19 protein-coding genes are annotated in these 25,136 nt (G+C 65.5%); 15 read left to right on the forward strand and 4 right to left on the reverse strand.

Going from position 1 to position 25,136, the window contains the following annotated elements:
- Positions 1 to 20 precede the first annotated feature (20 nt).
- Positions 21 to 1,937 carry a hypothetical protein gene (locus tag K1X74_07350; protein ID MBX7166149.1) on the reverse strand — a complete coding sequence of 639 codons (1,917 nt, stop codon included), beginning with the start codon at positions 1,935 to 1,937 and terminating at the stop codon, positions 21 to 23.
- Positions 1,938 to 2,199: 262 nt separating this feature from the next.
- On the opposite strand from K1X74_07350, the gene K1X74_07355 reads away from it, so the two are divergent.
- The 8 genes from K1X74_07355 to K1X74_07390 all read left to right on the forward strand — a co-directional run bounded on the left by K1X74_07355 (position 2,200) and on the right by K1X74_07390 (position 11,144).
- On the forward strand, positions 2,200 to 3,156 hold the full coding sequence (locus K1X74_07355; protein MBX7166150.1) for a GDP-L-fucose synthase: 957 nt from the start codon (positions 2,200 to 2,202) through the stop codon (positions 3,154 to 3,156).
- Positions 3,146 to 4,084 carry a thiamine pyrophosphate-dependent dehydrogenase E1 component subunit alpha gene (locus tag K1X74_07360; GenBank protein MBX7166151.1) on the forward strand — a complete coding sequence of 313 codons (939 nt, stop codon included), beginning with the start codon at positions 3,146 to 3,148 and terminating at the stop codon, positions 4,082 to 4,084. Before K1X74_07355 ends, K1X74_07360 begins: the two co-directional genes overlap by 11 nt.
- Positions 4,085 to 4,139: 55 nt before the next feature.
- Positions 4,140 to 5,186 (forward strand): hypothetical protein, encoded by a 1,047-nt coding sequence (locus K1X74_07365; GenBank protein MBX7166152.1) that lies wholly within the window; start codon positions 4,140 to 4,142, stop codon positions 5,184 to 5,186.
- Positions 5,186 to 6,403 (forward strand): DegT/DnrJ/EryC1/StrS family aminotransferase, encoded by a 1,218-nt coding sequence (locus K1X74_07370; protein ID MBX7166153.1) that lies wholly within the window; start codon positions 5,186 to 5,188, stop codon positions 6,401 to 6,403. The genes K1X74_07365 and K1X74_07370 overlap by 1 nt, the downstream gene beginning before the upstream one ends.
- Position 6,404: 1 nt before the next feature.
- Positions 6,405 to 7,913 carry a B12-binding domain-containing radical SAM protein gene (locus K1X74_07375; GenBank protein ID MBX7166154.1) on the forward strand — a complete coding sequence of 503 codons (1,509 nt, stop codon included), beginning with the start codon at positions 6,405 to 6,407 and terminating at the stop codon, positions 7,911 to 7,913.
- Positions 7,914 to 7,931: 18 nt separating this feature from the next.
- Complete coding sequence (locus K1X74_07380; GenBank protein ID MBX7166155.1) at positions 7,932 to 8,984, forward strand: glycosyltransferase family 2 protein; 1,053 nt, start codon at positions 7,932 to 7,934, stop codon at positions 8,982 to 8,984.
- A 360-nt stretch (positions 8,985 to 9,344) separates the two neighbouring features.
- Entirely contained in the window at positions 9,345 to 9,938 is a 594-nt protein-coding gene (locus K1X74_07385) for a hypothetical protein (protein MBX7166156.1), read from the forward strand.
- Between the two features lie 45 nt (positions 9,939 to 9,983).
- Entirely contained in the window at positions 9,984 to 11,144 is a 1,161-nt protein-coding gene (locus K1X74_07390; protein MBX7166157.1) for a hypothetical protein, read from the forward strand.
- A 114-nt stretch (positions 11,145 to 11,258) separates the two neighbouring features.
- On the opposite strand, the gene K1X74_07395 is transcribed toward K1X74_07390, so the two are convergent.
- The 3 genes from K1X74_07395 to K1X74_07405 are packed head-to-tail and all read right to left on the reverse strand — an operon-like array spanning position 11,259 to position 13,567.
- Positions 11,259 to 11,738 (reverse strand): hypothetical protein, encoded by a 480-nt coding sequence (locus K1X74_07395; protein MBX7166158.1) that lies wholly within the window; start codon positions 11,736 to 11,738, stop codon positions 11,259 to 11,261.
- Positions 11,735 to 12,292, reverse strand: coding sequence for a LemA family protein (locus K1X74_07400; protein MBX7166159.1), 558 nt, complete (start codon positions 12,290 to 12,292; stop codon positions 11,735 to 11,737). The genes K1X74_07395 and K1X74_07400 overlap by 4 nt, the downstream gene beginning before the upstream one ends.
- A 21-nt stretch (positions 12,293 to 12,313) precedes the next feature.
- On the reverse strand, positions 12,314 to 13,567 hold the full coding sequence (locus K1X74_07405) for a TPM domain-containing protein (protein ID MBX7166160.1): 1,254 nt from the start codon (positions 13,565 to 13,567) through the stop codon (positions 12,314 to 12,316).
- Positions 13,568 to 13,875: 308 nt separating this feature from the next.
- Here K1X74_07405 and K1X74_07410 point away from each other — a divergent pair, with 308 nt between their 5' ends.
- From K1X74_07410 to K1X74_07440, 7 genes are all read left to right on the forward strand, one after another.
- On the forward strand, positions 13,876 to 14,358 hold the full coding sequence (locus tag K1X74_07410) for a fasciclin domain-containing protein (GenBank protein MBX7166161.1): 483 nt from the start codon (positions 13,876 to 13,878) through the stop codon (positions 14,356 to 14,358).
- A gap of 137 nt (positions 14,359 to 14,495) precedes the next feature.
- Positions 14,496 to 15,047, forward strand: a complete 552-nt coding sequence (locus tag K1X74_07415; GenBank protein MBX7166162.1) for a sigma-70 family RNA polymerase sigma factor — start codon at positions 14,496 to 14,498, stop codon at positions 15,045 to 15,047.
- The gene (locus K1X74_07420; GenBank protein ID MBX7166163.1) at positions 15,047 to 15,847 is read left to right on the forward strand and encodes an anti-sigma factor; all 801 of its coding nucleotides are present in this window, start codon (positions 15,047 to 15,049) and stop codon (positions 15,845 to 15,847) included. Before K1X74_07415 ends, K1X74_07420 begins: the two co-directional genes overlap by 1 nt.
- A gap of 60 nt (positions 15,848 to 15,907) precedes the next feature.
- Complete coding sequence (locus tag K1X74_07425; protein ID MBX7166164.1) at positions 15,908 to 17,662, forward strand: PQQ-binding-like beta-propeller repeat protein; 1,755 nt, start codon at positions 15,908 to 15,910, stop codon at positions 17,660 to 17,662.
- Positions 17,663 to 18,141: 479 nt separating this feature from the next.
- Positions 18,142 to 21,492 carry a transglutaminase family protein gene (locus tag K1X74_07430; GenBank protein MBX7166165.1) on the forward strand — a complete coding sequence of 1,117 codons (3,351 nt, stop codon included), beginning with the start codon at positions 18,142 to 18,144 and terminating at the stop codon, positions 21,490 to 21,492.
- 127 nt (positions 21,493 to 21,619) lie between these two features.
- Positions 21,620 to 24,196 (forward strand): circularly permuted type 2 ATP-grasp protein, encoded by a 2,577-nt coding sequence (locus K1X74_07435; GenBank protein MBX7166166.1) that lies wholly within the window; start codon positions 21,620 to 21,622, stop codon positions 24,194 to 24,196.
- Positions 24,196 to 25,104, forward strand: coding sequence for a transglutaminase family protein (locus K1X74_07440; GenBank protein ID MBX7166167.1), 909 nt, complete (start codon positions 24,196 to 24,198; stop codon positions 25,102 to 25,104). The genes K1X74_07435 and K1X74_07440 overlap by 1 nt, the downstream gene beginning before the upstream one ends.
- Positions 25,105 to 25,136 lie beyond the last annotated feature (32 nt).

Below are 25,136 nucleotides of genomic sequence, written 5' to 3' on the forward strand. Positions count from 1 at the left end.
CCGACAAGACAGCTATGCGATTATGGATTGTCCCCTGAGGCCAACGCTGGCACGCGATAGAGGCGATATGAATCGCCGTCCGCGATCAGCGGCAAGTCGAGCTTCCAATCTTTGTAGACCACGATGTCTTGAAAACCGTACTTGCGGGCAAGCTGCTGCCATTCCGGCGCTGTGCGCCGCTGCCACAACTCCCGGCCCGCGTCGCGATAGAGCGAACCGATCGACATCGATTCGCGACTTTCCAGGGGCCGTGCGAGATCGATGCCGTAGACCTCGTGCAGCACGCGGTACATGTCCGCGCCCGCTTCCGGGACATACCAAATCGCATCGATCGAACCGCCGCTCAGCAACACGGGGCGGCCCGTCTTCAGTTGCACGAGGAACAGGTCCGAGCCCGTCAGCAACAGGCCCGAACCTTGTCGTGCGGCAGCCAAGGCCGAGTCAATCGCCATCGCCCCACGCGTGGCCGACCAATGGGTCATCAAGGAAACCAGGCCCGCCACCAGCACCAGCACGATCGAGGCGAAACGCAGCAGGCCTGGTCCTCGCGGTGAGGCCGAGGACCGTGCGGCCAGCCGGGGCAGCGCGGCAAGTGGAACGACCGCCGCGGCCACGAAGCCCACCGATTCGCGCGCACCGAGAATCAACGCCAGAACGAGCGCTGCAGCCGTGAGCAGCGCGCCGACCAGTGTTTCAGGCAAGAGACTTGCTGCCAGCGCGTATCCGATCAGCGCCAACAACAACTTGGTCGTGCCCGGCATGCCGATCGCAATCAAGGGCAGAAACGTCAGATACACGATGCCCACGAAGAGCGCGCGAACCGAAAGGCGCTGCCAGTTTGCACCGGCGCAGCCGATCGCAACCGCGGGAAAGGCGAGCGTCACGAGATTCACGTATCGCCCCGGCATCGCGCGGCGAAACAGCGACGGCAATTCGCCTTGGTGTGCCGTAAGCCCGGCGGCGACCGCCGCCAACAGCCCTGAGCAAACCAAGGCAGCGATCAGCGGGCGGGCCGGTGCGGGTAGCCTGAGCGCCGGGATCGCCAGCCACAGCAGTCCGAAGAACGCCACGATCAGATTCAGCAATACGGCAGGATGGCCCCAAGCAACGATGCCACGATGCGCGTCCAGATACTCGGCGCTGAGCGCAAGCAGCTCGCTTTTGATCTGGTCGGACACCCTGGGCAGGTCGCTCCAGAAGGTGGCCTGCCACTTGTAGCTGATCGTCGCGATCAGCAAGCCCAGCATGGCTGCGACCCAGACCTCGCCGACGGTCTTTCGGGCGCTGGACCAGTTGCAGCAGGTTCCCAGCAGCGCGACCAACACGGCCCATAGACCGACCGTAAGGTGGATCGCCGGCGCCAGCGCGAGCAGGAACCATCCGGTCTTTCGCCGGCCGCAGCCGAGCAGACCCAGCGCCAGCAGAACGCAACTGAGCGAAAAGGTTCCATAGGTATGCGGACCGCCGATCAGCGGCAATGGATACGTCGCGCCCAGGACTTTCGCAGCCTCGGTAAAACTGCTGCAGACCAGCGGAGCGATCACCGCCAGCCACGGTGGGCCACCCAACGACAAGGTGATCAAGGCCAGGCCCGCAAAGGCGATCGCCCCGCCCAGAGCGACGAGCAGCAGGCTTGCCGATTCTGGCGAGGCGCCGGCCTTCAGCAGCAGTGCGGCGACCTGGTTGATCAGCGACCACGCCTTGACGTGATAGATATAGAACGAGTTGTCATGCGGATAGGAAACGAAGCTGGCGAGCACCTGCCCCGATTCGACGGCCACTTGCCAGGTGCCTTGGCGAATCGCCGCGACTGCGCCGAGGAACGCCGCCAGCGCCGCGACCCACAGGGTGTCGCCGGGCGCTTGCAGGGCGACGCGCGCAGGGCGAGCTGCCGCAGCGCTCAGGGGCAGCACGTCTTCCGAGTGAGCCAAAGACATCGGCGAATCACGAATTGGCGTCCGTCGAAACGACGGCCAAAGAGGAGTGAGCGGGCGAATATTAGCACGGCGGCGGTACGCTCGCCAATCTTCGTCGACCGGGCGTAAAATCGGAAAAACCCTGCCAGCTCTTCCCCCATCTCTGGGGCAGGGCTTCCGTCGGCTGCGCCGACAGTTACGATGGAAACCCACGGGAGTTCGACGGCTCTGGCCACGGCTCCCGGCTTCTCTTCGTCGCATCCTCGGCGGCAGACCAGGGCTCATGAGTCACGCTACCCGGATCTTCGTTGCCGGCAGCAGCACGCTGATCGGCGCTGCCCTCGTCCGGCGTTTGCAGGACCGCGATGATTACACGCTCGTGCCCGAGCCTGGCGCGGCGGAGCCGTCGTTGTTCGACCCCGCGGCCCTCGACGCATTCTTCGCCCAGGCACGCCCGGAATACGTGGTCCATGCGGCGGGGCCCTCGGGCGGAATCGCCGCCAACGTGCGGCGGGGCGCCGAGCTGGCGCACGACAACCTGCTGATCACGGCGCATCTGTTCGACGCGGCGCGGCGCCATGGGGTCGAGCGACTGCTGTACCTGGCCAGTTCTTGCTGTTATCCGCGCGAGTGCCACCAACCGATGCGCGTCGAGGATCTCTGGAGCGGGCCGCTCGAACCGACCAACGAGCCATACGCGGCGGCCAAGCTCGCGGGCCTGGCGCTGGCCCAGGCGTATCGCCGACAGTATGGCGTCGATTTTCGCGTCGGCATTCCGGCCAATGCGTTTGGCCCGGGCGACGATTTTGACCCCGCCGAAGCGCACGTGATTCCGTCGCTGATGGCTCGGCTCGAGACGGCCCGGCAAAACTCCGACCCGGCGGTCACAGTCTGGGGCACCGGCCAGCCGCGGCGCGAGTTCGTGTTTGCCGACGACCTGGCCGACGCATGCCTGTTTGTGCTCGAGCACCTCGACTGCCCCGAGGTGATCAATCTCGGCGGCGGCGGCGACGTCTCGATCGGCGAGCTGGCCAGGCTGCTCGCCGAAACGGTCGGGTATCACGGGCGGCTCGAATTCGACGCCTCGAAGCCCGACGGCATGCCGCGCAAAGCGCTCGATTGTGGTCCACTGCTGGCGTTGGGCTTTCGCCCTGCGACCGATCTGAGCGCAGGCCTGCGGGCCACGTACCGCTGGTATCGCAGCCAACTCGAGGCGGTGGAGACGTCGCATGTTGCTTGAACGGCTCTATCGATCGCTCTATCTGATTCGTCGCGTGGAAGAAGAAGTTGCCCGCGTCTATTCGAGCGATGTGATTCTCAGCCCGATTCATCTCTCGATTGGCCAGGAAGCGATCTCGGTGGCCGTGTGCCAGGCGCTGGCGGCGGACGACGTCGTGTTCGGCTCCTATCGCAGTCATGCGCTGTACCTGGCCAAGGGCGGAGATCTGCGCGGGATGCTGGCCGAGCTGTACGGCAAGGCCACGGGCGTGGCCAAGGGCAAGGCGGGCTCGATGCACCTGCTCGATACCTCGGTCCACATGATGGGCTCGTCGGCCGTGGTGGGGACGACCATTCCGCACGCCGTGGGCTATGCGCTGGCGCTGGCCATGCGCGGCGAACCTCGCGTGGTGGTGAGCTTCTTCGGCGAAGGCGCCGTCGAAGAAGGGGTCTTCGCCGAGAGCTTGAACTATGCGGCGCTCAAGCGTCTACCCGTGCTGTTTGTGTGCGAGAACAACGGTTACGCGATTCACACGCCGCAGCAGGCGCGGCAGGCGCTGCCCGACGTTTGCGCCAAGGCCGAATCGCTGGGCGTAGCGGCCGAATGCTTTGCCGAGCTGGATGCCGAGCGCCTCTACCATCGCACGAGCGAGGTCGTGGCCGAGCTGCGTTCTGGCGCGCGGGGACCCGTGCTGTTCGAGTGCCATTGCTACCGCTGGCGGGAACACGTCGGACCGGCCGAGGATTTTGCGATCGGCTACCGTCCCCGCAGCGAGGCCGAGCCGTGGCTGGCCGGCGACAGCCTGGCGTGCCTGGCGCGCAAGCTCGACCCGACCCAGCGCGACGCGATCGAGCAACAGGTCGAACGGCAAATTGCCGATGCTTTCCGCTACGCCCAGGACAGTCCTTGGCCGGGGGCCGAGGAACTCTATACCGACCTGTTCGCCTGATGTCGTGCATGTTGCCGCCGCGCGGCATGTTGGTGGCCACGTCCAAGATCACACCATGGAACGCACTCTGACTTTTTCCGAGGCGCTGCACGAAGCGACGGCGCAAGAAATGCGCCGCGATCCGCGCGTCTTTGTCCTGGGGCAGGGAATCGACGATTTCAAAGGGTTCTACGGCACAACCAAAGGACTCGTCGAAGAATTCGGCCGCGACCGCATCCTCGACACGCCGCTGGCGGAAGACGGCATGACCGGCGTGGCGATCGGCGCGGCCATGGCCGGCATGCGACCCATCCAGACTCACATCCGGATGGACTTCATGCTCCTGGCGATGAATCAAATCGTGAATATCGCGGCCAAGGCCCGCTACATGTACGGCGGCCAGGTCTCGGTACCGCTTGTCGTACGCGGGGTGATCGGGCGGAGTTGGGGGCAAGGCGCCCAACATTCACAAGGCCTGCACGCCTTCTTCATGCACGTGCCTGGCCTGCGCGTCGTCGCCCCGACGACGCCCTACGACGGCAAAGGCCTGCTGCTGCAGAGCATCCGCAGCGACGACCCGGTGATTTTCATCGAGCATCGCATGGTGCATTTCCAGCGCGGCCACGTGCCGGAGGGCGACTACACGGTTCCCTTTGGCCAGGCCCGCGTGCTGGCCCCCGGTCGAGACGTGACGCTGGTCGGCGTCTCGCACGCGGTCGTCGAATGCATGCGTGCCCGGGCCTCGCTCGTCGAGGTCGGCATCGAGGCCGAAGTGATCGACCCGGTCAGCCTGAGCCCGATGGACTTCGACACCCTTGCCGCCAGCGTGCGGCGCACAGGTCACCTGGTGGTCGTCGATTCTTCGTGGGCGTTCTGCGGCGCGAGCGCCGAAATCGTCGCCGGCATTGCCGAGCGATTGGGCACGACGAACGGGTTCCGCTTCGTGCGGATGGGCTTCGCGCCGACGGTCTGCCCGACGACCAAGCCGCTTGAGCGGCTGTTCTATCCGGACGCCGCCGACATTGCCGAACAGGCCTGCCGGCTGCTGCGCGGCGCGGCGAGCGACTGGCGCCCCGCGCGGATCGAAGCGCCCGAGATTCTCGAATTCCGGGGACCTTTCTGATGTGCCCCGCGGGCGTGCCCAATCTCGATCTGCCCCTGATGCGGAACAACATCACGGCCGAAGACCTGGCCGAGGTGCGCCAGTTTCTGGCGGCCGAGCCGCCGCCGATTCTCACCCAGTCGCAACAGGTCGCGCAATTCGAGCGCGAATGGTCGGACTGGCTGGGGGTCCGCTACAGCGTGTTCGTCAATTCCGGCTCGTCGGCCAACCTGATCACGCTCGCGGCGCTGCGCTGGTTGGTCGGGCCGGGCGAGGTGATCGTACCGCCGCTGACCTGGGTCAGCGATATCGTCGCCGTCCTGCTGGCCGGTTTCGAGCCCGTGTTCGTCGATATCGACCGCCGGACCCTGGGGCTCGACACGCGCGCCGTGATCGAGCGACTATCGCCGCGGACGAAGGCCGTCTTTCCGACGCACGTATTGGGCTACAACGCGCTCACCGATGAATTGCTCGACGAGCTCCGCCGCCGCGGCGTGCCTTTGATCGAAGACGTGTGCGAGGCGCATGGCGCCACGTTTCGCGGTAACAAGCTCGGCACCCAGAGCCTGATGTCGAATTTCTCCTTCTATTACGCCCATCACATGAGCACGATCGAAGGCGGCATGGTTTCGACCGACGATCCGGCGTGCTACGAGCGGCTCCGTATGCTGCGTTCACATGGGATGGTGCGCGAAGCCAGCCAGGCCGACACGCGCGCTGCTTACCAGCGCGAGTTTCCCGACTTGAACCCTGATTTCATCTTTGCGTATCCGGCGTTCAACGTGCGCAGCACGGAGATCAACGCGGTCATCGGGCGGTCGCAGTTGCGCCGACTCGATCGCCAGAACGAACGTCGCCGCGAACACCTGCAGCTGTTTCTCGCACGCCTCGATCCGTCGAGGTATCGAACCGATTTCGCGGTCGAAGGCTCGTGCAATTACGCGTTCACGCTCGTCCTGAACGAGCCGAACGAAGTCTTGCGCGACAACTGCGTAGCGGCCATGCGGGCCGCGCGGGTCGAGTTCCGCCGCGGCCTCTCGGGTGGAGGGAACCAGTTGCGGCAGCCTTATCTGCAAGGTCGCATCGCGCCGGTCGACCTGAGCCAGTTCCCGCAGGTCGAGCACGTCCACTTTTTCGGCTTTTACATCGGCAATTTTCCCGATCTCGAGCCTGCGCGCATCGAGGCGCTGTGCGCACTGTTGAACGGGATGCCGGCCGATCGCCGTTGGAGTCCGTAACATGCCCGACCAAGCACGGCTCGACTTGCTGCTGATCAATCCGTCCAGCCGCAAACGCGTCTATCAATCGCTGGCCAATGAATTGGCGGCGATCGAACCCCCGGTCTGGGCCGGGCTGATGGCCAGCTTCGCGCGCAGGCACGGTCTCAGCGTCGACATCCTCGACGCCGAGGCGCTGGGCCTGTCGGCCGACGAGACCGCGGCCCAGGTGGCCGACGCGCGCCCGCGGCTCGCGGCCGTGGTGGTGTACGGTCATCAGCCGTCTGCCTCGACGCAGGTGATGCCGGCCGCGGGCGAGGTCTGCCGCGCCGTGAAGCTGGCCGAGCCTCAGCAGCTCGTGGCCCTGGTCGGCGGACACGTGGCCGCGCTGCCCCGGCGCACCATGGAAGAAGAGGCGGCCGATTTTGTCGCCGCCGGCGAGGGGCTGCATGCCCTGGTCGAGTTGGTTCAGATCCTGCGCGGAGGCGGAGACGATTTCGACCAGGTCAGCGATCTATGGTACCGCCGCGCGGGCGAGATTCATGCCAGCCCGCGGCGGGCGTCGCTCGTCAAGGACCTCGACGACACGATGCCGGGCATCGCCTGGGACCTGCTGCCGATGGAGCTGTATCGAGCTCACAACTGGCACTGCCTCGACGGTTTGCAGCGCCAGCCGTATGCGGCGATCTACACGACGCTCGGCTGCCCTTATAAGTGCACGTTCTGCTGCATTCAGGCCCCGTTTAAAAGCGGTGAGGCGGCCGCGGGGCTTCGGGCCTCGGCGAACAGCTATCGCTATTGGAGCCCGGGCCGGATTGCCGACGAGCTGACGATGCTGGTCGAGCGCTACGGCGTGCGCAACGTCAAATTCGCCGACGAGATGTTCGTACTGAGCCGCAAACACGTCGAGGCGATCTGCGATTTGCTGATCGAACGCGAGCTCGGTCTCAACATTTGGGCCTATGCGCGCGTTGACACCGTGCAGGAAGGGCTGCTCGAGAAGCTCAAGCGCGCAGGCTTCAATTGGCTGGCCTTCGGCATCGAGGCGGCCAATGCCCGGGTGCGCGACGGCGTCGACAAGGGGTTCAGTCAGGCGGACATTGCGCGGACGATCAACCAGGTACGCGCGCACGGCATCCGCGTCATCGGCAACTACATCTTCGGTCTGCCCGACGACGATCGGGCGACGATGCAGGAAACGCTCGACCTGGCCCTGGACTTGAATTGCGAGTTCGCCAACTTCTACTGCGCGATGGCCTATCCCGGTTCGCGACTGTACGACGAAGCGCTCGCGGCCGGCTGGAGGCTGCCAGCAACCTGGAGCGGCTATTCGCAGCATGCCGTCGATACGCTGCCGCTGCCGACGCGTCATGTGTCGGCGGGCGAGGTCTTGCGATTCCGTGATGAGGCCTTCCAGACCTACTTCACCGATCCGCGCTACCTCGACCTGATCCAACGGGAGTTCGGCCGAGCCACGCGCGATCACATCGTGGAAATGACCGGACACCGCCTGGCCCGGCAACACTACTAGTCCGTCCCCCGAACCACCATGACGCACAGCAACCCCTCGCCCCCCGCGCCCGGCCGGGACGCCCTGCGCCCGGTCGTCTCGGTCGTGTTGTCGTTCTGGAACGAAGAGGACGTGCTGCCCGAGCTGGTGCGCCGCTTGCGCGCCGTGTTTGCGGCATTGCGAGACGCGAATCAAATCGCCGGCCACGAACTGGTGTTCGTCAACGATGCCTCGACCGATCAATCGGAGGCGCTGCTCTATCGGCTGGCCGAGGGGCACGACGACCTGCGCGTCGTGAACATGAGCCGCAATTTTGGCGTTTCGCCCTGCGTGCTGGCCGGCATGGCTCATGCCACGGGCGACGTCGTGGTCTACATGGACGCCGACCTGCAAGACCCGCCCGAGGTGATTCCCGAGCTGTTGCGGGCCTGGCGCGAAGATCCTCACGTCGAGGTCGTGCACACGGTTCGCCAGTCCCGCGCGGGCGAAACCCGGCTCAAGCTTGCGATTACGGCGATTGGCTACCGCCTGCTGAAATCCGTGTCCTCGATCGATCTGCCGCTCGAGGCGGGCGATTTCAAGCTGCTGACTCGCAGGGCCGTCGATCAAGTCCTGCAGTTCGAGGAAAAGCGGCCGTTTCTGCGCGGTCTGGTTTGCTGGATCGGGTTCAAACAGGCCAAAGTCCACTATCACCGCGAGGCGCGTGCGGCCGGCGCGACGAAATTTCCCGTGCTGGGCGTCAAGGTCATCCGCAATTTCATCGATTCGGCGGTCGTGGCCTTTTCCGACGTGCCGCTGAAGTTCTCGACTGCGATGGGATTGGGGTGTTCGCTGTTGTCGCTCGCCAGCCTGATTTGGATCGCGGTCGCCTGGTTGCTGGGCCACTCGATTTCCGGCCAGGCGGCGATCCTCACGGCGATCTTCTTCATCGGCGGCGTGCAACTGCTGTCGATCGGCATCCTCGGCAATTATCTGGGGTCGATTTTTCTCGAGACCAAGCGTCGCCCCAATTACATCGTCCGCGACACGTTCGGATTCAACGGCGCGCGTCCGCCAACGGTTCCAGCGCACGTCGATGCGCAAGCGCCTTGACGGATCGTCGTCGATCAGCGGATGTTTGGATCGAGCCGGGCCGGGGATTGTAGCGCTGAACGGCTATCCCGCGCCGTCAAATCGTGCAAGGCTCGCGCGTTGCTCCCCACGTGTGGAGGCAAGGCTCTGCACCAGTCGTCGTAGACATGGGGATTTTCCACGGTGGATTTGACCGCCCCCCGATAGCGAACTAGGGTTCAGATGCGGCCGAAGAATTCACGGGCAGCACAGGTAAGCTTGGGCCGCGGACGATACTGAGCCGCCTTCTTCTGCAAACCTCGTCTCGCGTTTCTTTTCACACGGGGGTGAGCAATGTTCTGGCTTCGAGTCTGCGCTGATGCTGCGCGCGTAGGTCTCTGCATGATGTTGGTCTGTGGGCCCGGGGTGGCCTGGGCCGTGCAACCTTCGGACATCGTCCGTGTCGACGAAGACTGGGAACTGATCGTTCGCGAGCCAGATGGCGAAACCGTCGCCCCGCAGGTCACCTGCGTGACGGCCGCGGCCGGTACGCTCAGCAACTGGTACGTCGCCTTGGAATTGAACCACCGGTCGCTCCCCGGTTATGAGCCCGGCGGCCTGCATTTGCAGGTCTATCGCGGCGACGACTGGTACACCGAACACGGCGACAAACAAGGCGCATTGCTCGCCTACCCCGGCGAAACGGTCACGTGGACCCAGCGCGTGACGGTCGAGGGCGGGGTGTTGACCTTCGAAGTCGTCGATGGCAATTCGACCAGTTGGGGAACCTTCGGCGGACCGACGCTGCGCTCGCAACTCGACGGCGGATTGAACAACCTCAACGCCTATCAGGCTTCCGCCTCGGTGGCACACTCAGGTGTGGGCTATGCGGCCAATCGCGTGCAATCGCTCAAGCTCAAACGCGTGCGCTACTACCGCGCCAACGGCGAATCGACGACCGATGAGCATGACCAGCTCATCTTTCCCAAGCAGTGATGTTCCGTGCTCTTTTCCCAGCGAGTCATCTTGAAGGTGATCGATATGCGAACCAAACATCGACAATCACGGCGCGGGGCAATTTCGGTCTTGATGTGTTTCATGATGGTGCTGTTGCTCTCGGTCGTCGCACTGAGCATCGACCTGGGCTATCTGTTCAATGCCCGCAGCGAATTGCAGCGCGCCGCCGATTCGGCCGCGCTGGCCGGGGCCTGGGAATTGATTCCGACGGACGAGTCCTTCAGCACGGTGCCGGTGTCTGACTTCCACGCAGTTCGCGACGAGGCACTGATGTATGCCTCGCTCAATCATGTGTGCCGCGATCCGCTGTCCATGGACCGCAACGAAGCCAATGCCGCCACGGGCGAACTGGTGATCGGCGAACTCGTCGATCTTGCCGGCGGCACCATGTCGTTCCTCGAACCGAACAGCTACAACGCCGTGAAAGTGTGGCTGCTGCGCACCGCGGCGCGCAACGGGCGCGTGCCGCTGTTCTTTGCCAGGATCTTCGGCAAGCAAGGTCAAGACCTCGAAGCCACGGCGACGGCCGCGTTGATCACGCAGATCGACGGCTTCCAGACTCCCGGCGACGCCGCCGAAACGTTGGACCTGCTGCCCTTTGCCCTCGATATCCAGACCTGGAACGGCATGCTCGCCGGAGGCGGTACGGACAACTGGACCTGGGACTTCGAGAACAAGAGCATCAAGGCGGGGGCCGATGGCATTCGCGAGGTGAATCTCTATCCGCAAGGCACCGGCTCGCCCGGCAACCGCGGTACCGTCGACATCGGGCCCAGCAACAACAGCACCAACGACATTGCCCGGCAAATCCTGCACGGGGTCAGCGCCGAAGACCTGGAGCACTTCGACGGCGAACTGCGATTCGACGACAACGGTGAACTGGGCCTCAACGGCGACACCGGCATCAGCGCCGGCGTCAAAGACGAGCTGGCCGCGATCAAGGGCCAGCCGAGGATGATTCCGATCTTCAAATCGGTCGCCGGGCCGGGCAACAACGCCCAGTACACCATCGTGCAATTCGCCGGCATCCGGATCATGGAAGTGAAGCTGACCGGCTCGATGAGCGGCAAGAAGGTGATCATCCAGCCGGCGCCCGTGGTGTCCCGCGGCACCATCGCCCACCAAGGCAGCGGCACGACGAGCTACTACATCTACTCGCCGGCCCGACTCGTCAAGGGCCAATGACGTCAGCGGAGGAGCGCAGTCCCCGAGGCCCGGTGGGTCGCACCACCGGGCCTCGTGCGTTGGAGCGTCGCGTTGCGCCCGTCGTCTGGGCGGTGCTGCTTCGAGCGCAGCCGCTTACGCGCTCGGCAGGACCACGGCCGGGCCCAAGAACATTCGGGCCACGGAGCTCCGGAAAGATTCGGACCAACGGGCGTGCTCTTCCAACGATCCGCCGATCTCTTTAAGCACGACGTTGCGGCGGTTGATGGCCCCGTGCACCTCGTCGATCACCCGCCGCGCCGCGGGATTCGTGGCATCGAGCGTGGCCAGCAACGATTTGTCGGTGGCGATCGCCAGCGCGGCAAAAGCTTCGCGCCGTTCGGCGCTGTCGGCAGCGGCACGATAGGCGGCCAAGGCAGCGACGACATCGGCCGGCAAGTTCGGCCAGCCTTCGACGGCCGCGATTAGCCGTTGCTCGTGCTTTGCGACTTGCTCGTCGGCCCGGGCGGCAAACCGGCGGTAGCCGCTTTCGAGGCGCACGCAGTCCCAGCAGAACGCCGCCGCGACGAGCGCGATCATACCCACGATGCCCGCCAGCACGATTAACCGGCTCACGACAGGCGCACCTCCGGGGCGTGGTCGGCGAGCTCGTCGGGCGCGTCGAAGAAGGCGCGGGGAGCAAAGTTGTGCGCCCCGGCGATGATATTCGTGGGAATCACTTCGCACAGATTCTGATAGAGGTTGACCGTCTGGTTGTACGCATGGCGCCGCGCGGCGATGCGGTTCTCCGTTTCGGTCAATTCCTGCTGCAACTTGAGAAAGCTCTGCTGGGCCCGCAGCTCGGGATAGTTCTCGGCCAGGACCATCACCTGGGCGATCACGCGGCTGAGATTCGGCTGCGCCGCGTTGGCCGCGGCCGCGTCGCCAAAAGGCCGGGGCTGGGAACGCAGCTCGGCCACTTCGCGAAACACCTCGCTTTCGTGGCGGGCGTAACCCTTGGCCGTTTCGACGAGGTTCTGGATCAGGTCGAAGCGGCGATTGAGCTCGACCTCGATGTTGGACCAGGCATGATCGACGGCGTTGTGCGCCTGGGTCAGGCGATTGAACGCCAGCCAGTACCACAGCACGACTGCGCCGCAGAAGATCAACGCTGCATAGGTTGCATACATCCGCTCGTCCTTGCCGCGCGATTACCAGCTTCCCGAGGCGCCACCGCCGCCGCTGGAGCCGCCGCCAAAACTGCTGCCACCACCACTGCTCGAAGAACCGCCGCCGAAGCTGCTGCTCCCGAACGAGCTACCGCTCGAGCCCCCCGACGAAACCACGGCCAACCGGGGCAGCACGATTTCTCGTAGCGTCTTGTGGTTGCAGTGGACGCAACGGCCTTCGACGCGCGCCAGGCCGCTGGTGAGCGTCGTGGCGGCACGGATCGTTTGCTGGGGACCTTCCTTGAACGTTCGGTATTGACACTTCGGGCAACGCGAAAAATTCGAGAAGTAGTTGATGTAGGCCTCGGTGTCGGCATGCAGGCAGGCCGGGCAATACCAGACGTCGTAATCGACCGAACCGATCTTTTCCTCGAGGCGCTGCACCTCGTTGAGGTGCTCGTCGTCGGCCTGCTCGCCCAACAGCTCGAACGGCGTGCCGCATTTCGAGCAGCCCCGCGGTCCGTAGCGGCGATACTTGCGCCAGTGCTGCCACATCGAGCCCGCCACCAAGGCTCCCGCCGAGCCCAGCCAGACCCACGGTCGGCGCGCCGGCTGCAAGCGCAGGGTCAGGCTGACCGCAATGCCCCAGATCACCACAACGGCGAACGCGGCCGCGACGAAATACCAGGTGGAGAATTTGCGTCGTGCCGCGGCAAACAAGCTCACCACGATCAACAGGATCGCCGCGGCGATCGCCACTCCGATCGCCACCAAGGCTTCCTGGCGCACCGTGCTCAGTAAGTACGGGCCCGAGCCGGGATACCCTTTGGCGGCTTGCGGGTTCGCGCGCAGCACATCGACAATCCGGTCGGCGCCCGCGCGAATTCCGCCGGCATAGTCGAGCTGTCGAAAGGCAGGCAAGATGGCCTGATCGCGAATCTCGCCGCAGAGCCCGTCGGTCAGCAGCGGCTCGAGGCCGTATCCGACTTCGATCCGTATGCGGCGTTCGTTCGGCGCGACCAGCAGCAGGATGCCGTTGTTCACGTCGCGCTTGCCGATTCCCCATTCCTTAAACAGCTCGGTGGCGTACTCCTCGACGGTCACCCCGTCGAGCGAAGGCACCGTCACGATGGCCACCTGGGCGGTCGTCTGTTGTTCGACTTCCTGGCACAACGCCTCGAGCTGCCGGCCCTCGTCGGCGGGAATTACGCCGGCGAAATCGTGAACCCGGCGCGTCGTGTCCAGCGGCTGAACCACGCCGGTCAGCAGCAGGCTGATCACCAGGGCAGGGGACATGACACGCTCGGGGGGGATCGGGTTGCGGGGCGCCGGGGCCGGAAACCGTCAGGAGGCTAACGCGCCGCTGGCACCCCGTCTATCGGGAGCGCTCCGGCGGCGCGGGGCGCCGGCGATCCCTGGGAATTCACCCCGTGACGGCAGAGATTTTGAACGATTTTTCCGCGTTCGCCGCCGCATCCAATCGCCCGGTCATGGCGAAACCCAATCTTGAACACCCCGGGAGACAGTTCCCGGTGCGGTTGTCGGAATCGAACCCCCTCGAAGGAGCCGGAAAAATGTGGAAGTCGTTCATTGCTACCGGGTTGATGTTGGCGGGCATGGCCGCCGTGGCCGGCGCAGGTGAGAAATGTCGTGCCAAGGTCGTCGGGACCAATGCGCACAAAGACATTGTCGACACGGCCGCGGGCGCCGAAGACTTCTCGACGCTGGTCGCCGCGATCAAGGCCGCCGGGCTGGTCGAGACGCTCAAGGGGAAGGGCCCCTTCACCGTGTTCGCGCCGACCAACGCGGCATTTGCCAAGTTGCCCGAGGGCACCGTGGACAAGCTGCTGAAGCCCGAAAACAAGGATCAGCTCGTGAAGATCCTGACCTATCACGTGGTGCCGGGCGCCGTGATGGCGAAGGACGTCGTGAAGCTGTCGCAGGCCAAGACAGTCGAAGGCAGCGAGGTGAAGATCGTAGTCAAGGACGGCGAGGTGCTGGTCGACGGCGCAAAGGTCGTGAAGACCGACTTGACCTGCGCGAACGGCGTGATCCACGTGATTGACACGGTCATCATGCCGCAGTAGGGTGCGCCGCATCTCGGGTCAGCAGCGCTCACGTCAGGCGCGCGCCTTCGGGGCTCGCGCCTGTCGTGGCATTGATCGACCCCCGTCCGGCCGCACGGGCTGTTCCTTTCGGTTTACGCCTGGCAAGGAAGGCGCGATTGTCGTCCGACAGTGTACTCCCACGCATCGCCCGCGGCGAAAGCGGCGCGGTAGCGGAATGTCTTGACCGCTACGGAGGACTCGTGTGGACGGCTGCGCGCCGCTGGTCGAGCGATTCGTCCGACGCGGAAGACATCGTGCAAGACATCTTCATCGATCTGTGGCGCAACGCGGCGCGGTTCGATCCGGCACAATCGTCCGAGGTGACCTTCATCATGCTCGTCGCCCGGCGGCGGCTGATCGATCGGGCCCGCCGACGCGAGCGGTCACCAGTGGTCACGGGGCTCGACGAGAGCGCTCTGTCGACCGCGACGCAGGCCAGCCCCGTCGATCTGGGCGACGAGGTGGCGGTCGCACGCGAATGCCTCGCCCAACTGCCGGTCGAACAGCGCCAGGTGCTCGAGCTGAACATCGATCGCGGGCTCTCGCACGGCCAGATCGCCGAACGAACCGGGCTGGCGCTGGGCACCGTCAAGTCGCATGCCCGACGCGGCTTGCTGCGTTTGCGGCAATTGATGCAGGCGCGGCTGCGCCCTGAGGAGGTCTCGTGATGAGCGACGCCTTCTCGCCGCTGGATCGTTTCGACGAGTTGCAGGCCGCCGCGGCGCTGGGCGACCTTGCGCCTGAAGAACGATCCGAACTCGACGCCTTGCTGGCCCAGCACGCCCAACCCGAAGACCGCGCGCTCCAGCGTACGGCCGCCGCGGCGCATGCCGCGATGGCTGGAAGCCGCCTGGACGCTTTGCCCGCGGCGCTCCGCGAGCGGTTGCTCGAGGCGGCTGCCCGGGAACTCACGGCAGTGCGCCGAGGGCCCGGCGATCGGCCGCAACCGGCGGCTTCCGCTGGCCTGAATCGGCGCAACTGGCTGATCTCCGGCTCGGGCTGGCTCGTGGCGGCGGCGAGCATCGCGGCACTGGCGTGGTTGTCGAAACCAGCTCGATCGCCAGCCGACGATCCGGTGGCCGGGCGGCGGCGGCTGCTGAGCGAGGCGGGCGACGTGATTCAAGTCGCCTGGGGCCCTGGCAAGCATCCGTTTGGCCAGGCCGTCGAAGGCGACGTCGTCTGGAGTACCTCGCAGCAGCGCGGGTACATGCGCTTCCGGGGGTTGCCGGTCAACGATCCGCTGCGCGAACAGTATCAACTGTGGATCATCGATCCGAAGCGCGACGCCGAGCCGATCGACGGGGGGGTGTTCGACGCCAACGCCGGTGGTGAAATCGTGGTACCGATCCATGCCAAACTGCGAGTCGTCGATCCGAAGGCGTTTGCCATCACCGTCGAGCAGCCCGGCGGCGTAGTGGTTTCGACGCAAGACCGCTTGCCGTTGCTGGCCGCGGTGCCCGCCGGTTGAGCCGTCTTTCGTCGAGCCAGCGCGCGGCGCTTGCAGGCTTTTGACGCACGGAGTTTCAGCATGAGCACAGCCGACGCGGTCGCCCCGGCCATTGAGACCCAGGCCTCCGGCTCGCCGGTACCGCGCACGTGGCCAGCCTGGTTGATCGTGCTGTTGCAGGTCGCAAGCACCGCGGTGTCGGTTACCCCGAGCATCAACAATTTTTCGCGGTTCGCCAGCATGATGCTGGGCCCCTTGGTGTGCTTGACGCTGTTCGTGCTCTGGGGGCTGTTCTTCAGCCGCTTGCCGTGGCGCGAGCGCCTGACCGTGCTGGCGATGGCGCTCGTGTTGGGCATCGGCGCGACACTGGTATCGCACGAAAGCATGCTCGTGCCGATCTGGATCTACGGTGTGCCGTTGATGATGTTCGTCGTCGCGCTGGTCACGACCATGGCGGCGCGCCAGAGCTCGCCGTGGCGACTGCGGTGGTTTGGGCTGGCGCTGGCCGTGGTGTGGGCGATGTTTCCGGCACTGCGGCTCGAGGGCTTCACCGGCAACTATCTGCCGCAGTTCGCCGGCCGCTGGCGAGAATCGAAGGAGGCGCATCTGACCGCGTCCGGTCGGGGGGATATGGAATCCGCCATCGACCCGCGCTACTCCGGCTGGCAACCGACCACGGTCGAATGGCCTGCGTTCCGCGGCCCCCTGGGAACCAGCGCCACTGACGACGTGACCGTTCCGTGTGACTGGTCGACCACCGCGCCGACAAACGTGTGGCAGATCCCGATCGGTGCAGGGTGGTCGTCGTTTGCCTGCGTCTCAGGACGGCTATTTACCCAGGAGCAGCGCGGCACACAGGAGTTGGTGTGCTGTTATGCCGCCGACTCGGGCGCGTTGATTTGGCAGAACGCCTGTGCGACGCGTTTTTGGGACGTTGTTTCCGGCGCGGGACCACGAGCCACGCCGACCTATCACGACGGCAAGTTGTTCACCTACGGCGCGAAGGCCGAGCTGCGCTGCCTCGACGCGTCCACCGGCAAGCTGGTCTGGCACCATGACCTGACGCAAGAAGTCAAAGCCGAGCTACCCGTGTGGGGATTCTCCAACTCGCCGGTCGTCGTTGGCCAGGTGGTGATCGTCTATGCCGGCGGCGAAGGAGACAACGGGCTGCTGGCTTTTGATCGGGACACCGGCGAACCGCGGTGGCGTTTCGCTTCGCGCGGGATGAATTTCAGCTCGGCGCAGCCGGTGCAGCTGGCGGGCCAGACGCTGGTCTTGTTCACCAACACGGCCGGGGTGCATGCGCTGGACCCGGAATCGGGCCAGGTGATTTGGTCGCACAAGCCGCGCGACTGGGCCGGCCCACCGATCTGCCAGCCCCAGCAGATCGACGCCGAGAGCGTGGTCGTGCCGCTGGGCGACGGCATCGGTTTGGCGCGGCTGAAAATCTCGCGCGCGTCGGACACCTGGCAAGTCGAAACGCAATGGACGAGCAAGCAACTGCGACCTTCGTATAACGACTTTGTGTCTTACGAAGGGTTTCTATACGGCTTCGATCAGAACATCTTCACCTGCATCGATGCCGCGACAGGCAAGCGGCGCTGGAAACAAGGTCGCTACGGCTTCGGCCAGGTACTGCTGCTGCGCCCGGTCGGCCAATTGATCGTGCTCGGCGAGGACGGCGCGGCGGTACTGCTGACGGCGACGCCCGATCGCCATGAAGAACGGGGCCGGTTTGCGGCGATCGCCGGCAAGACCTGGAACCACCCGATCGTGGTTGGGGATCGACTGTACGTGCGTAACGGTGAAATGGCGGCGTGCTTCGCCCTGCGGTGAGCCGCGGATGTCCCACGGTCACGGAGCGGCCGCTCACCCGAGGACCAGACGCGTGGTCGCGGCCCACGCCCCCCCGAGCGCCGCGCTCTTGGGCAGGCGAACGCCGCACAAGCGCGCGGCGGCGTTCGGCGGGACCGCATTGCGGCGTGGCGATCGACTCTTGCTGATTGCCGGAACTATCAGCGACGGTAGACCTTAAGCGGCGAACAACGCGCAGATCGAGTTGCCATCCCTCGGCTGGCACGGGAAGTGCTGCCTGGCCTCTCGGTTAAGCAAGAGAAAAGCCAGGAACCTGCTTTTCGACTTCCGGCCGCGGTCCGCCTCCGGGTCATTCAAACGGCGCTCGAACGACGGCCAATGGATTGATGTCAAGGCGCGGCCGCCCGGTGGGATGGTGCGCGCCGGCGTGACGGCGGATCACCCTCCACCCGCATGCGAAGTCGAGGCGTGGCGTTCCCGCGCGCCGGGAGTAGTCGTGCATGCCGATTCGCGTGGCGTTATTTCATGAAACGAGCTACCGCTATGACCGGCCGATTCTGCTGGGCCCTCATCTGGTCCGGCTGAAGCCTGCGCCCCATACGCGAACGCCGGTCATCAGCTATTCGTTGAAAGTCGAGCCGCGGGAGCACTTTCTCAACTGGCAGCAAGATCCGCAGTCGAATTTCGTGGCGCGGGTGGTCTTTCCCGACCGGGTTCCGGAGCTGCGCGTGGTCGTCGATCTTGTCGCCGAGATGTCGACGATCAATCCTTTCGATTTCTTCCTCGAGCCCGACGCCGAAGAGTTCCCGTTCACCTATAACCCCTGGCAGGCACCCGAGCTGGCGCCGTTTCTGGTCGTGGGACCGGGGGGGCCGCGCCTCGATGCCTGGATTGCGTCGATCGACCGCAAGCCCCGCAAGACGGTCGACTTCCTCGTCGAGCTCAACCAGCGATTGCATGGCGAAGTCGACTATCTCGTGCGGCTCGAGCCTGGGGTCCAAGAGCCCGAGCGGACGCTCGAGCTGGGCAGCGGCTCGTGCCGCGATTCGGCCTGGCTGCTGGTGCAGGTGCTACGGCGGCTGGGGATCGCCGCGCGGTTCGTGTCGGGCTACCTGATTCAGCTCAAACCCGACGTGAAATCGCTCGACGGTCCCAGCGGTACCGAGCACGACTTCACTGACCTGCATGCCTGGTGCGAGGCGTATTTGCCCGGCGCCGGCTGGGTAGGGCTCGATCCGACGAGCGGCCTGCTGACCGGCGAGGGCCATATTCCCCTGGCCGCCACACCCGAACCGCTATCGGCGGCCCCCATCTCCGGTTCGCTCGAGGCCTGCGAAGCCGATTTCGAGCACGTGATGCGCATCACGCGGGTCCACGAGGATCCGCGCGTCACGAAGCCGTACACCGAACAGCAGTGGCGCGACATCGACGCGCTGGGGCACCGGGTCGACCGCTACCTGGTCGAGCAGGACGTGCGGTTGACGATGGGCGGCGAGCCGACGTTCATCTCGATCGACGACATGGACGGGCCCGAGTGGAACACCGCCGCCGCGGGTCCACACAAACGGCAGTTGTCCGAAGTGCTCATTCGCCGGCTGAGTCAGCGGTTTGCGCCCGGCGGCCTGCTGCACTTTGGGCAGGGCAAGTGGTACCCCGGCGAGCAACTGCCGCGTTGGGCCCTGGCTTGCTATTGGCGCAAGGACGGACACCCGATCTGGAATGATCCCGGACTGATTGCCGCGGCCGACGTGCAATATGGCTTCGGTATCGAGGACGCCGAACGATTTGTCGAAGTGCTGGCGCAACGCCTGGCAGTCGATCCCGGTTATGCAGTGCCGGCGTTCGAAGACCCGGTGCATTTTCTCCACCGCGAAGGGCAACTGCCGGTCAATGTCGATCCGGCCGAAAACAAGTTGGAAGACCCAGAGGAGCGACGGCGGCTGCGGCGGGTGTTCGAGCGCGGGCTGAACGAGCCGGTCGGCTTTGTGCTGCCGCTGACGCGTGCCGGCTACGGCAACGACGTCGCCTGGGAAAGCGGTCTGTGGATGCTGCGCAGCAAGCACCTGCTGTTGATTCCCGGGGATTCGCCGATCGGCTTGCGGCTGCCGGTGGGCAGCCTGCCGTGGGTCTCGCGGAGCGAATATCCCTATCTCTACTCGCCCGACCCGCTGCACGCGTGGCAGAATCTGCCGCCGCCACAGCAAATGCAGTGGCCCGCTTTGAACTTGCAGCGGCGGGAGCGCGAGCGCGGTCAAACGGCGCTGGCCGAAGACCCCAACGAGCGCGTCTCGCTGCGCGACCGGATGCCCAAGCCGCGTGAATCGGCCCACTGGGTCGTGCGCACGGCGCTGTGCGTCGAGCCGCGCGAGGGGCGCTTGCACGTGTTTCTGCCGCCGGTAGGAACCACCGAAGAGTATCTGTCGCTCGTGGCGGCCATCGAAGATACGGCCGCCGCCTTGCAAATGCCGGTGATCGTCGAAGGGGAGCTGCCGCCCTTCGATCCGCGGCTGGGCGTGTTCAAAGTCACGCCCGACCCCGGCGTCATCGAGGTCAACGTCCCACCGGGCCATAGCTGGGACGATCTGAAAGCCCTGACGACGGGGCTCTACGAAGAGGCCCGGCTGAGCCGGCTCGGCACCGAGAAATTCATGCTCGACGGGCGCCACAGCGGGACCGGCGGCGGCAACCACGTCGTGCTCGGCGGGCCGTCTCCGGCAGACAGCCCGTTCTTGCGGCGGCCCGACCTGCTGCGCTCGCTTGTCGTCTACTGGCTGAATCATCCGTCGCTGAGCTACCTGTTCAGCGGGCTGTTCGTGGGGCCGACCAGCCAGGCCCCGCGCGTCGACGAAGCACGGCACGAGACGGTCTACGAACTGGAGATTGCCTGCGAAGAGCTCGACCGGCTGTTGCGCAGCGGTCAGCATGTGCCGGCCTGGCTGGTCGATCGCATCTTCCGGCACCTGCTCACCGACTTGACGGGCAACACGCATCGGTCCGAATTCTGCATCGACAAGCTATACTCGCCCGATACGGCGACGGGCCGGCTGGGCCTGGTCGAATTTCGCGCGTTTGAGATGCCGCCGCACGCGCAGATGAGCCTCACGCAGCAACTGTTGTTGCGAACGCTCGTGGCGTGGTTTTGGCGCACGCCATACCGCGCGCGGCCGATCCGTTGGGGCACTCAACTACACGACCGGTTCTTGTTGCCGCATTTCGTCTGGCAAGATTTCGGCGAAGTGATGCGCGATCTGGGCGACGCCGGGTTCGACATCGAGGCCGGCTGGTTCTTGCCGCATTTCGAATTCCGCTTTCCGGTGCTGGGTCGGGTGCAGTGCGACGGCATCGAAATCGAGCTGCGCCAGGCGATCGAGCCTTGGCACGTGCTGGGCGAACAACCCGGCGCGGGCGGCACGGTCCGGTTTGTCGACTCGTCGGTCGAGCGGCTGCAAGTGCGCGTCGCCGGCGGGCCTTTGGAACGCTATGCGGTGCTCTGCAACGGGCGCAAGCTGCCGCTGGTGCCGACGCCGACACCGGGCGAAAGCGTGGCCGGCGTGCGCTACCGCGCCTGGCAGCCGCCTAATTGCTTACACCCCACACTGGGTATCGACACTCCGCTGGTGTTCGATCTGTACGACCATGGCAACGAGCGTTCGCTGGGCGGTTGCACCTATCACGTGGCCAGTCCCAACGGCCGCAACTACGACACCTTCCCGGTGAACGCCATGGAAGCCGAGTCCCGGCGCAACGCGCGGTTCTTCGCCGAGGGGCATACGCCCGGCTGGTTCGCGGCACCCCTGGCCGAGCACAACGCGGAGTTTCCTTGTACTCTAGACCTGCGTCGAGGGCGGTGAGGGCGATGCAGGCCAGGTAGCTGGCGCCGCGGGCCTCGTACCGTATCATGTCCGCGCACGCCGGAGCATGATGCGCGGCTGCTCAGCTTCGAATTGCGGTTTCGTGATCAGGCGGTGACGCTCAGGGATGTCGGGTCAATCTGAAATGACGATCGCCAGTTCGGCGGCGGAACCGTCGCCCGACCTCGGCGCGGTTCATTGGCTGGCCAAGTATCGCGGGGTGCCAGGCCATTGGGACGAGATGCTCGCCGCCGATGGCGCACTGCGGCCCAGTTGGCGACCGCTGGTCGATGCCTTGCGCACGTTGGGCGACAAGGAACTGCAGCGCCAGGACGATCTCTGCCGGCGCGTGTTGCGCGAATATGGCGTTACGTACAACCCGCCGGGACAGGCCGCCGAATGGCGCCGGCCGTGGCAGCTCGATTCGTGGCCGATGGTCATGTCGGCCGAAGAATGGCGGCTGATCAGCGCCGGCGTCGCCCAGCGCGCGCGGCTGCTGAATGCCGTACTGGCCGACGTCTATGGACCCCACCGGCTACTGTTGGGCGGCAGCCTGCCGCCGGAGGTCGTGTTCGCCAACCCGGCCTTCCTGCGGGCCGCCCACGATATCCAGCCCCCGGGCGGGGCCTTCCTGGCCAACTATGCCGTCGATCTGGCGCGGTCGCCCGACGGTCGGTGGTGGGTGGTCGGCGATCGCACCGACACGCCGACGGGCGTCGGCTATGCGCTCGAAAACCGCATCGTGCTCAGCCGCGTGCACGCCGCGTTGATTCGCGACTGCCTGGTGCAACGCCTGGCGCGGCATTTCTCCCGCTGGCGCGACAGCCTGCTCGAATACGCCGGGGCCGCGGTCGACGAGCCGCGAGTGGTGATCTATACGCCCGGCTCGTACCACGCCACCTACTTCGAGCAGGCCTACCTCGCCCGGTACTTGGGCTTCAATCTGGTCGAGGGTGCCGATCTGACCGTCCGCGACCAGGGCGTGTTTCTCAAGACCCTCTCGGGCCTCCTGCCCGTGCACGTCATTCTCCGCAATGTCGACAGCGACTACTGCGATCCGCTGGAGCTGCGCGAAGATTCGCTGCTGGGTGTTCCCGGTTTGCTCCAAGCGGCTCGCGCCGGCAAGGTCACGATCGTCAACGCGATTGGCTCGGGCGTGGTGCAGGTGCCGGCGCTGTTACCCTTCCTGCCGGGGCTCTGCCGGACGTTGCTGGGCGAGGAACTGCTCCTGCCGCCGGTGGCCACCTGGTGGTGTGGAGAAGAGCAAGCACTGCAAATGGTGCGCTCGAATTTCGAGCGGTTGGTGATCAAGCATGCGTTCAGCGAGCGCGAACATCCACCGGTGATCGTGTCGCAGCTCGACGAACGGGCACAGACCGAACTGTTGAACCGCGTGCTCGAGGCGCCCTACCGGTACGTGGCCCAAGAGTTCGTCGCCCTGTCGTCCTCCCCCACCTGGCAGGGCGGCGCGCTGGTCCCGCGGCACGTCACGATGCGCGTCTACGCCGTGGCGGTGGGCGACGGCGAATACCAGGTGATGCCCGGCGCGCTGACGCGGGCATCGAGCCACGCCGAGTCGGTGCTGGCCAGCACGCAGACCTCCGGCGGCAGCAGCAAAGACACCTGGGTGCTGGCCCATCAGGCCGACGACGGACTGACGCTGATTCCGCAAGGAACCCGTGCCGCGGCCCTCAGCCGTGCGGGCTTTGTCTTGCCGTCGCGGCTGGCCGACGACTTGTTCTGGCTGGGCCGGTACGTCGAGCGGCTGGAGTTTGGCTGTCGGCTGACCCGGACACTGCTGCATCGGCTGTCGGACCAATTGGAGATCAGCCAACTCGACGAATTCATCTGTTTCTTGAAGGTGTACATCGCGCACGGACGGCGCCCGTTGGACGCGGCACTCGAGGCGGGCAACACCAAGCCACAACATCTCCAACGCTGGCTCGAGGCGGCGGTCTTCGACACGGCCAACCCGCGCAGCCTGGCAGCCGACGTCACGCGACTGCAAGCGATCGCGCTGGCGGTGCGCGACCGGCTTTCGAACGACGCCTGGCGGATCTTGAACAGCCTGACCGATCAGTTCGAGACACCCCGTGCGTCGCTGCTCGTCGACGAGCAGCTCGCGCGCATGGACACCTGCATCGAACGGATCTCGGCCTTCAACGGCCAGGCCATGGACGATATGACGCGCGACCAGGGCTGGCGGTTCCTCGACACGGGCCGGAGGCTGGAACGCGCGGCCGACCTGGCCGACCTGTTGCGGTTGGGCATGGTCGACACCTCGGGGCTCGAGGCACCGCGCCTATGGGCCATTCTCGAGACCTCCAACAGCCTGATGACCTACCGGTCGCGCTATGTGTTCGGCCCCGATGCCGCGCCGGTGCTCGACCTGCTCCTGGCCGACGAGGCCAACCCGCGCTCGGTCGCCTTTCAGTTGGCGGCGCTGCTGCAGCACGTCCAGGCCCTGCGCTCGTCCGACCAGGCCGACACGTCGGAACAAGTCCGACTGGTGCGCAACGTCTTTTCCAGCGTGCGGCTGGCCGACGTCGACGCGCTGGTCCGCGTTGTCGACAGCGGCAAACGCGAGGCTCTGGCCGAACGGCTGGCGGCCGTCACCAGCACAATGGAAGAGCTGTCGCAATTGCTGACGCGCCGCTACCTGACCCATGCCTACAACGCGCGACCGCTGAAGGGAAGCGGCTAGTGCTGTACCAGCTCGTTCACGACACGACGTATGAATACACCGGTGTGGCCGAGGCCTGCCATAATCTGGCGCGGCTGACGCCTCGCAAATTGCCACATCAGCAGCCGCTGCGTTGGCAGCTGCAGGTCGATCCCGTGCCGATGGCTCAGCACGCGTACGACGATTTCTTCGGCAATCGCGTCCACAGCTTTGCCATTTACGAGCCGCACGAACGGCTGGCCATCTCGGCCACCAGCCTGGTCCGGGTCGCTTCGCGTGAACACGTCAATCGACAAGCATCATTGCCTTGGCGCGAGGTGAGCCGGCGACTGCGCGTTTGCCGCGAACCGGAAACGATCGACGCGCTGCAATACGTCTTCGACTCGGTCTTTGTCCGTGGCCTGCCCGAGCTGCGCAGCTACGCGCAATCGTCGTTCACGGCCGAGCGCCCGGTGATGGTGGCCGTCGAGGAACTCAACACGCGGATCCATCGGGAATTCACCTACGATCCCAAGGCCACGACCATCGGCACATCGGTCGTCGAGGTGCTCGATCGACGGCGTGGCGTCTGCCAGGACTTTGCTCACCTGGCCATCGGTTGTCTCCGCTCGCTGGGCCTGGCCTGCCGCTATGTCAGCGGCTATTTGTGCACCAACCCCCGGCCCGACGCGCGACGGCTCGAGGGAGCCGACGCCTCGCACGCCTGGATTAGCGCTTATTGTCCCAATCTGGGCTGGATCGATTTCGATCCGACCAACGGCTGCCTGGCCGACGATCGCTATATCACGCTGGGCTGGGGCCGCGATTTTCACGACCTCAGTCCCGTCAAAGGCATCGTTCTCGGGGGCGGTGCCTCGACGTTGCAGGTCGCCGTCAGCGTGCTTCCCTTGGCAAACGGCCATCAGCAGCAGCAACAGCAGCAACAATAAAGCTCGTCCCGGCGACCCGATCCCGACGATTC

Source organism: Pirellulales bacterium (assembly GCA_019694435.1).
In the GTDB taxonomy this organism is placed as follows: domain Bacteria; phylum Planctomycetota; class Planctomycetia; order Pirellulales; family JAEUIK01; genus JAIBBZ01.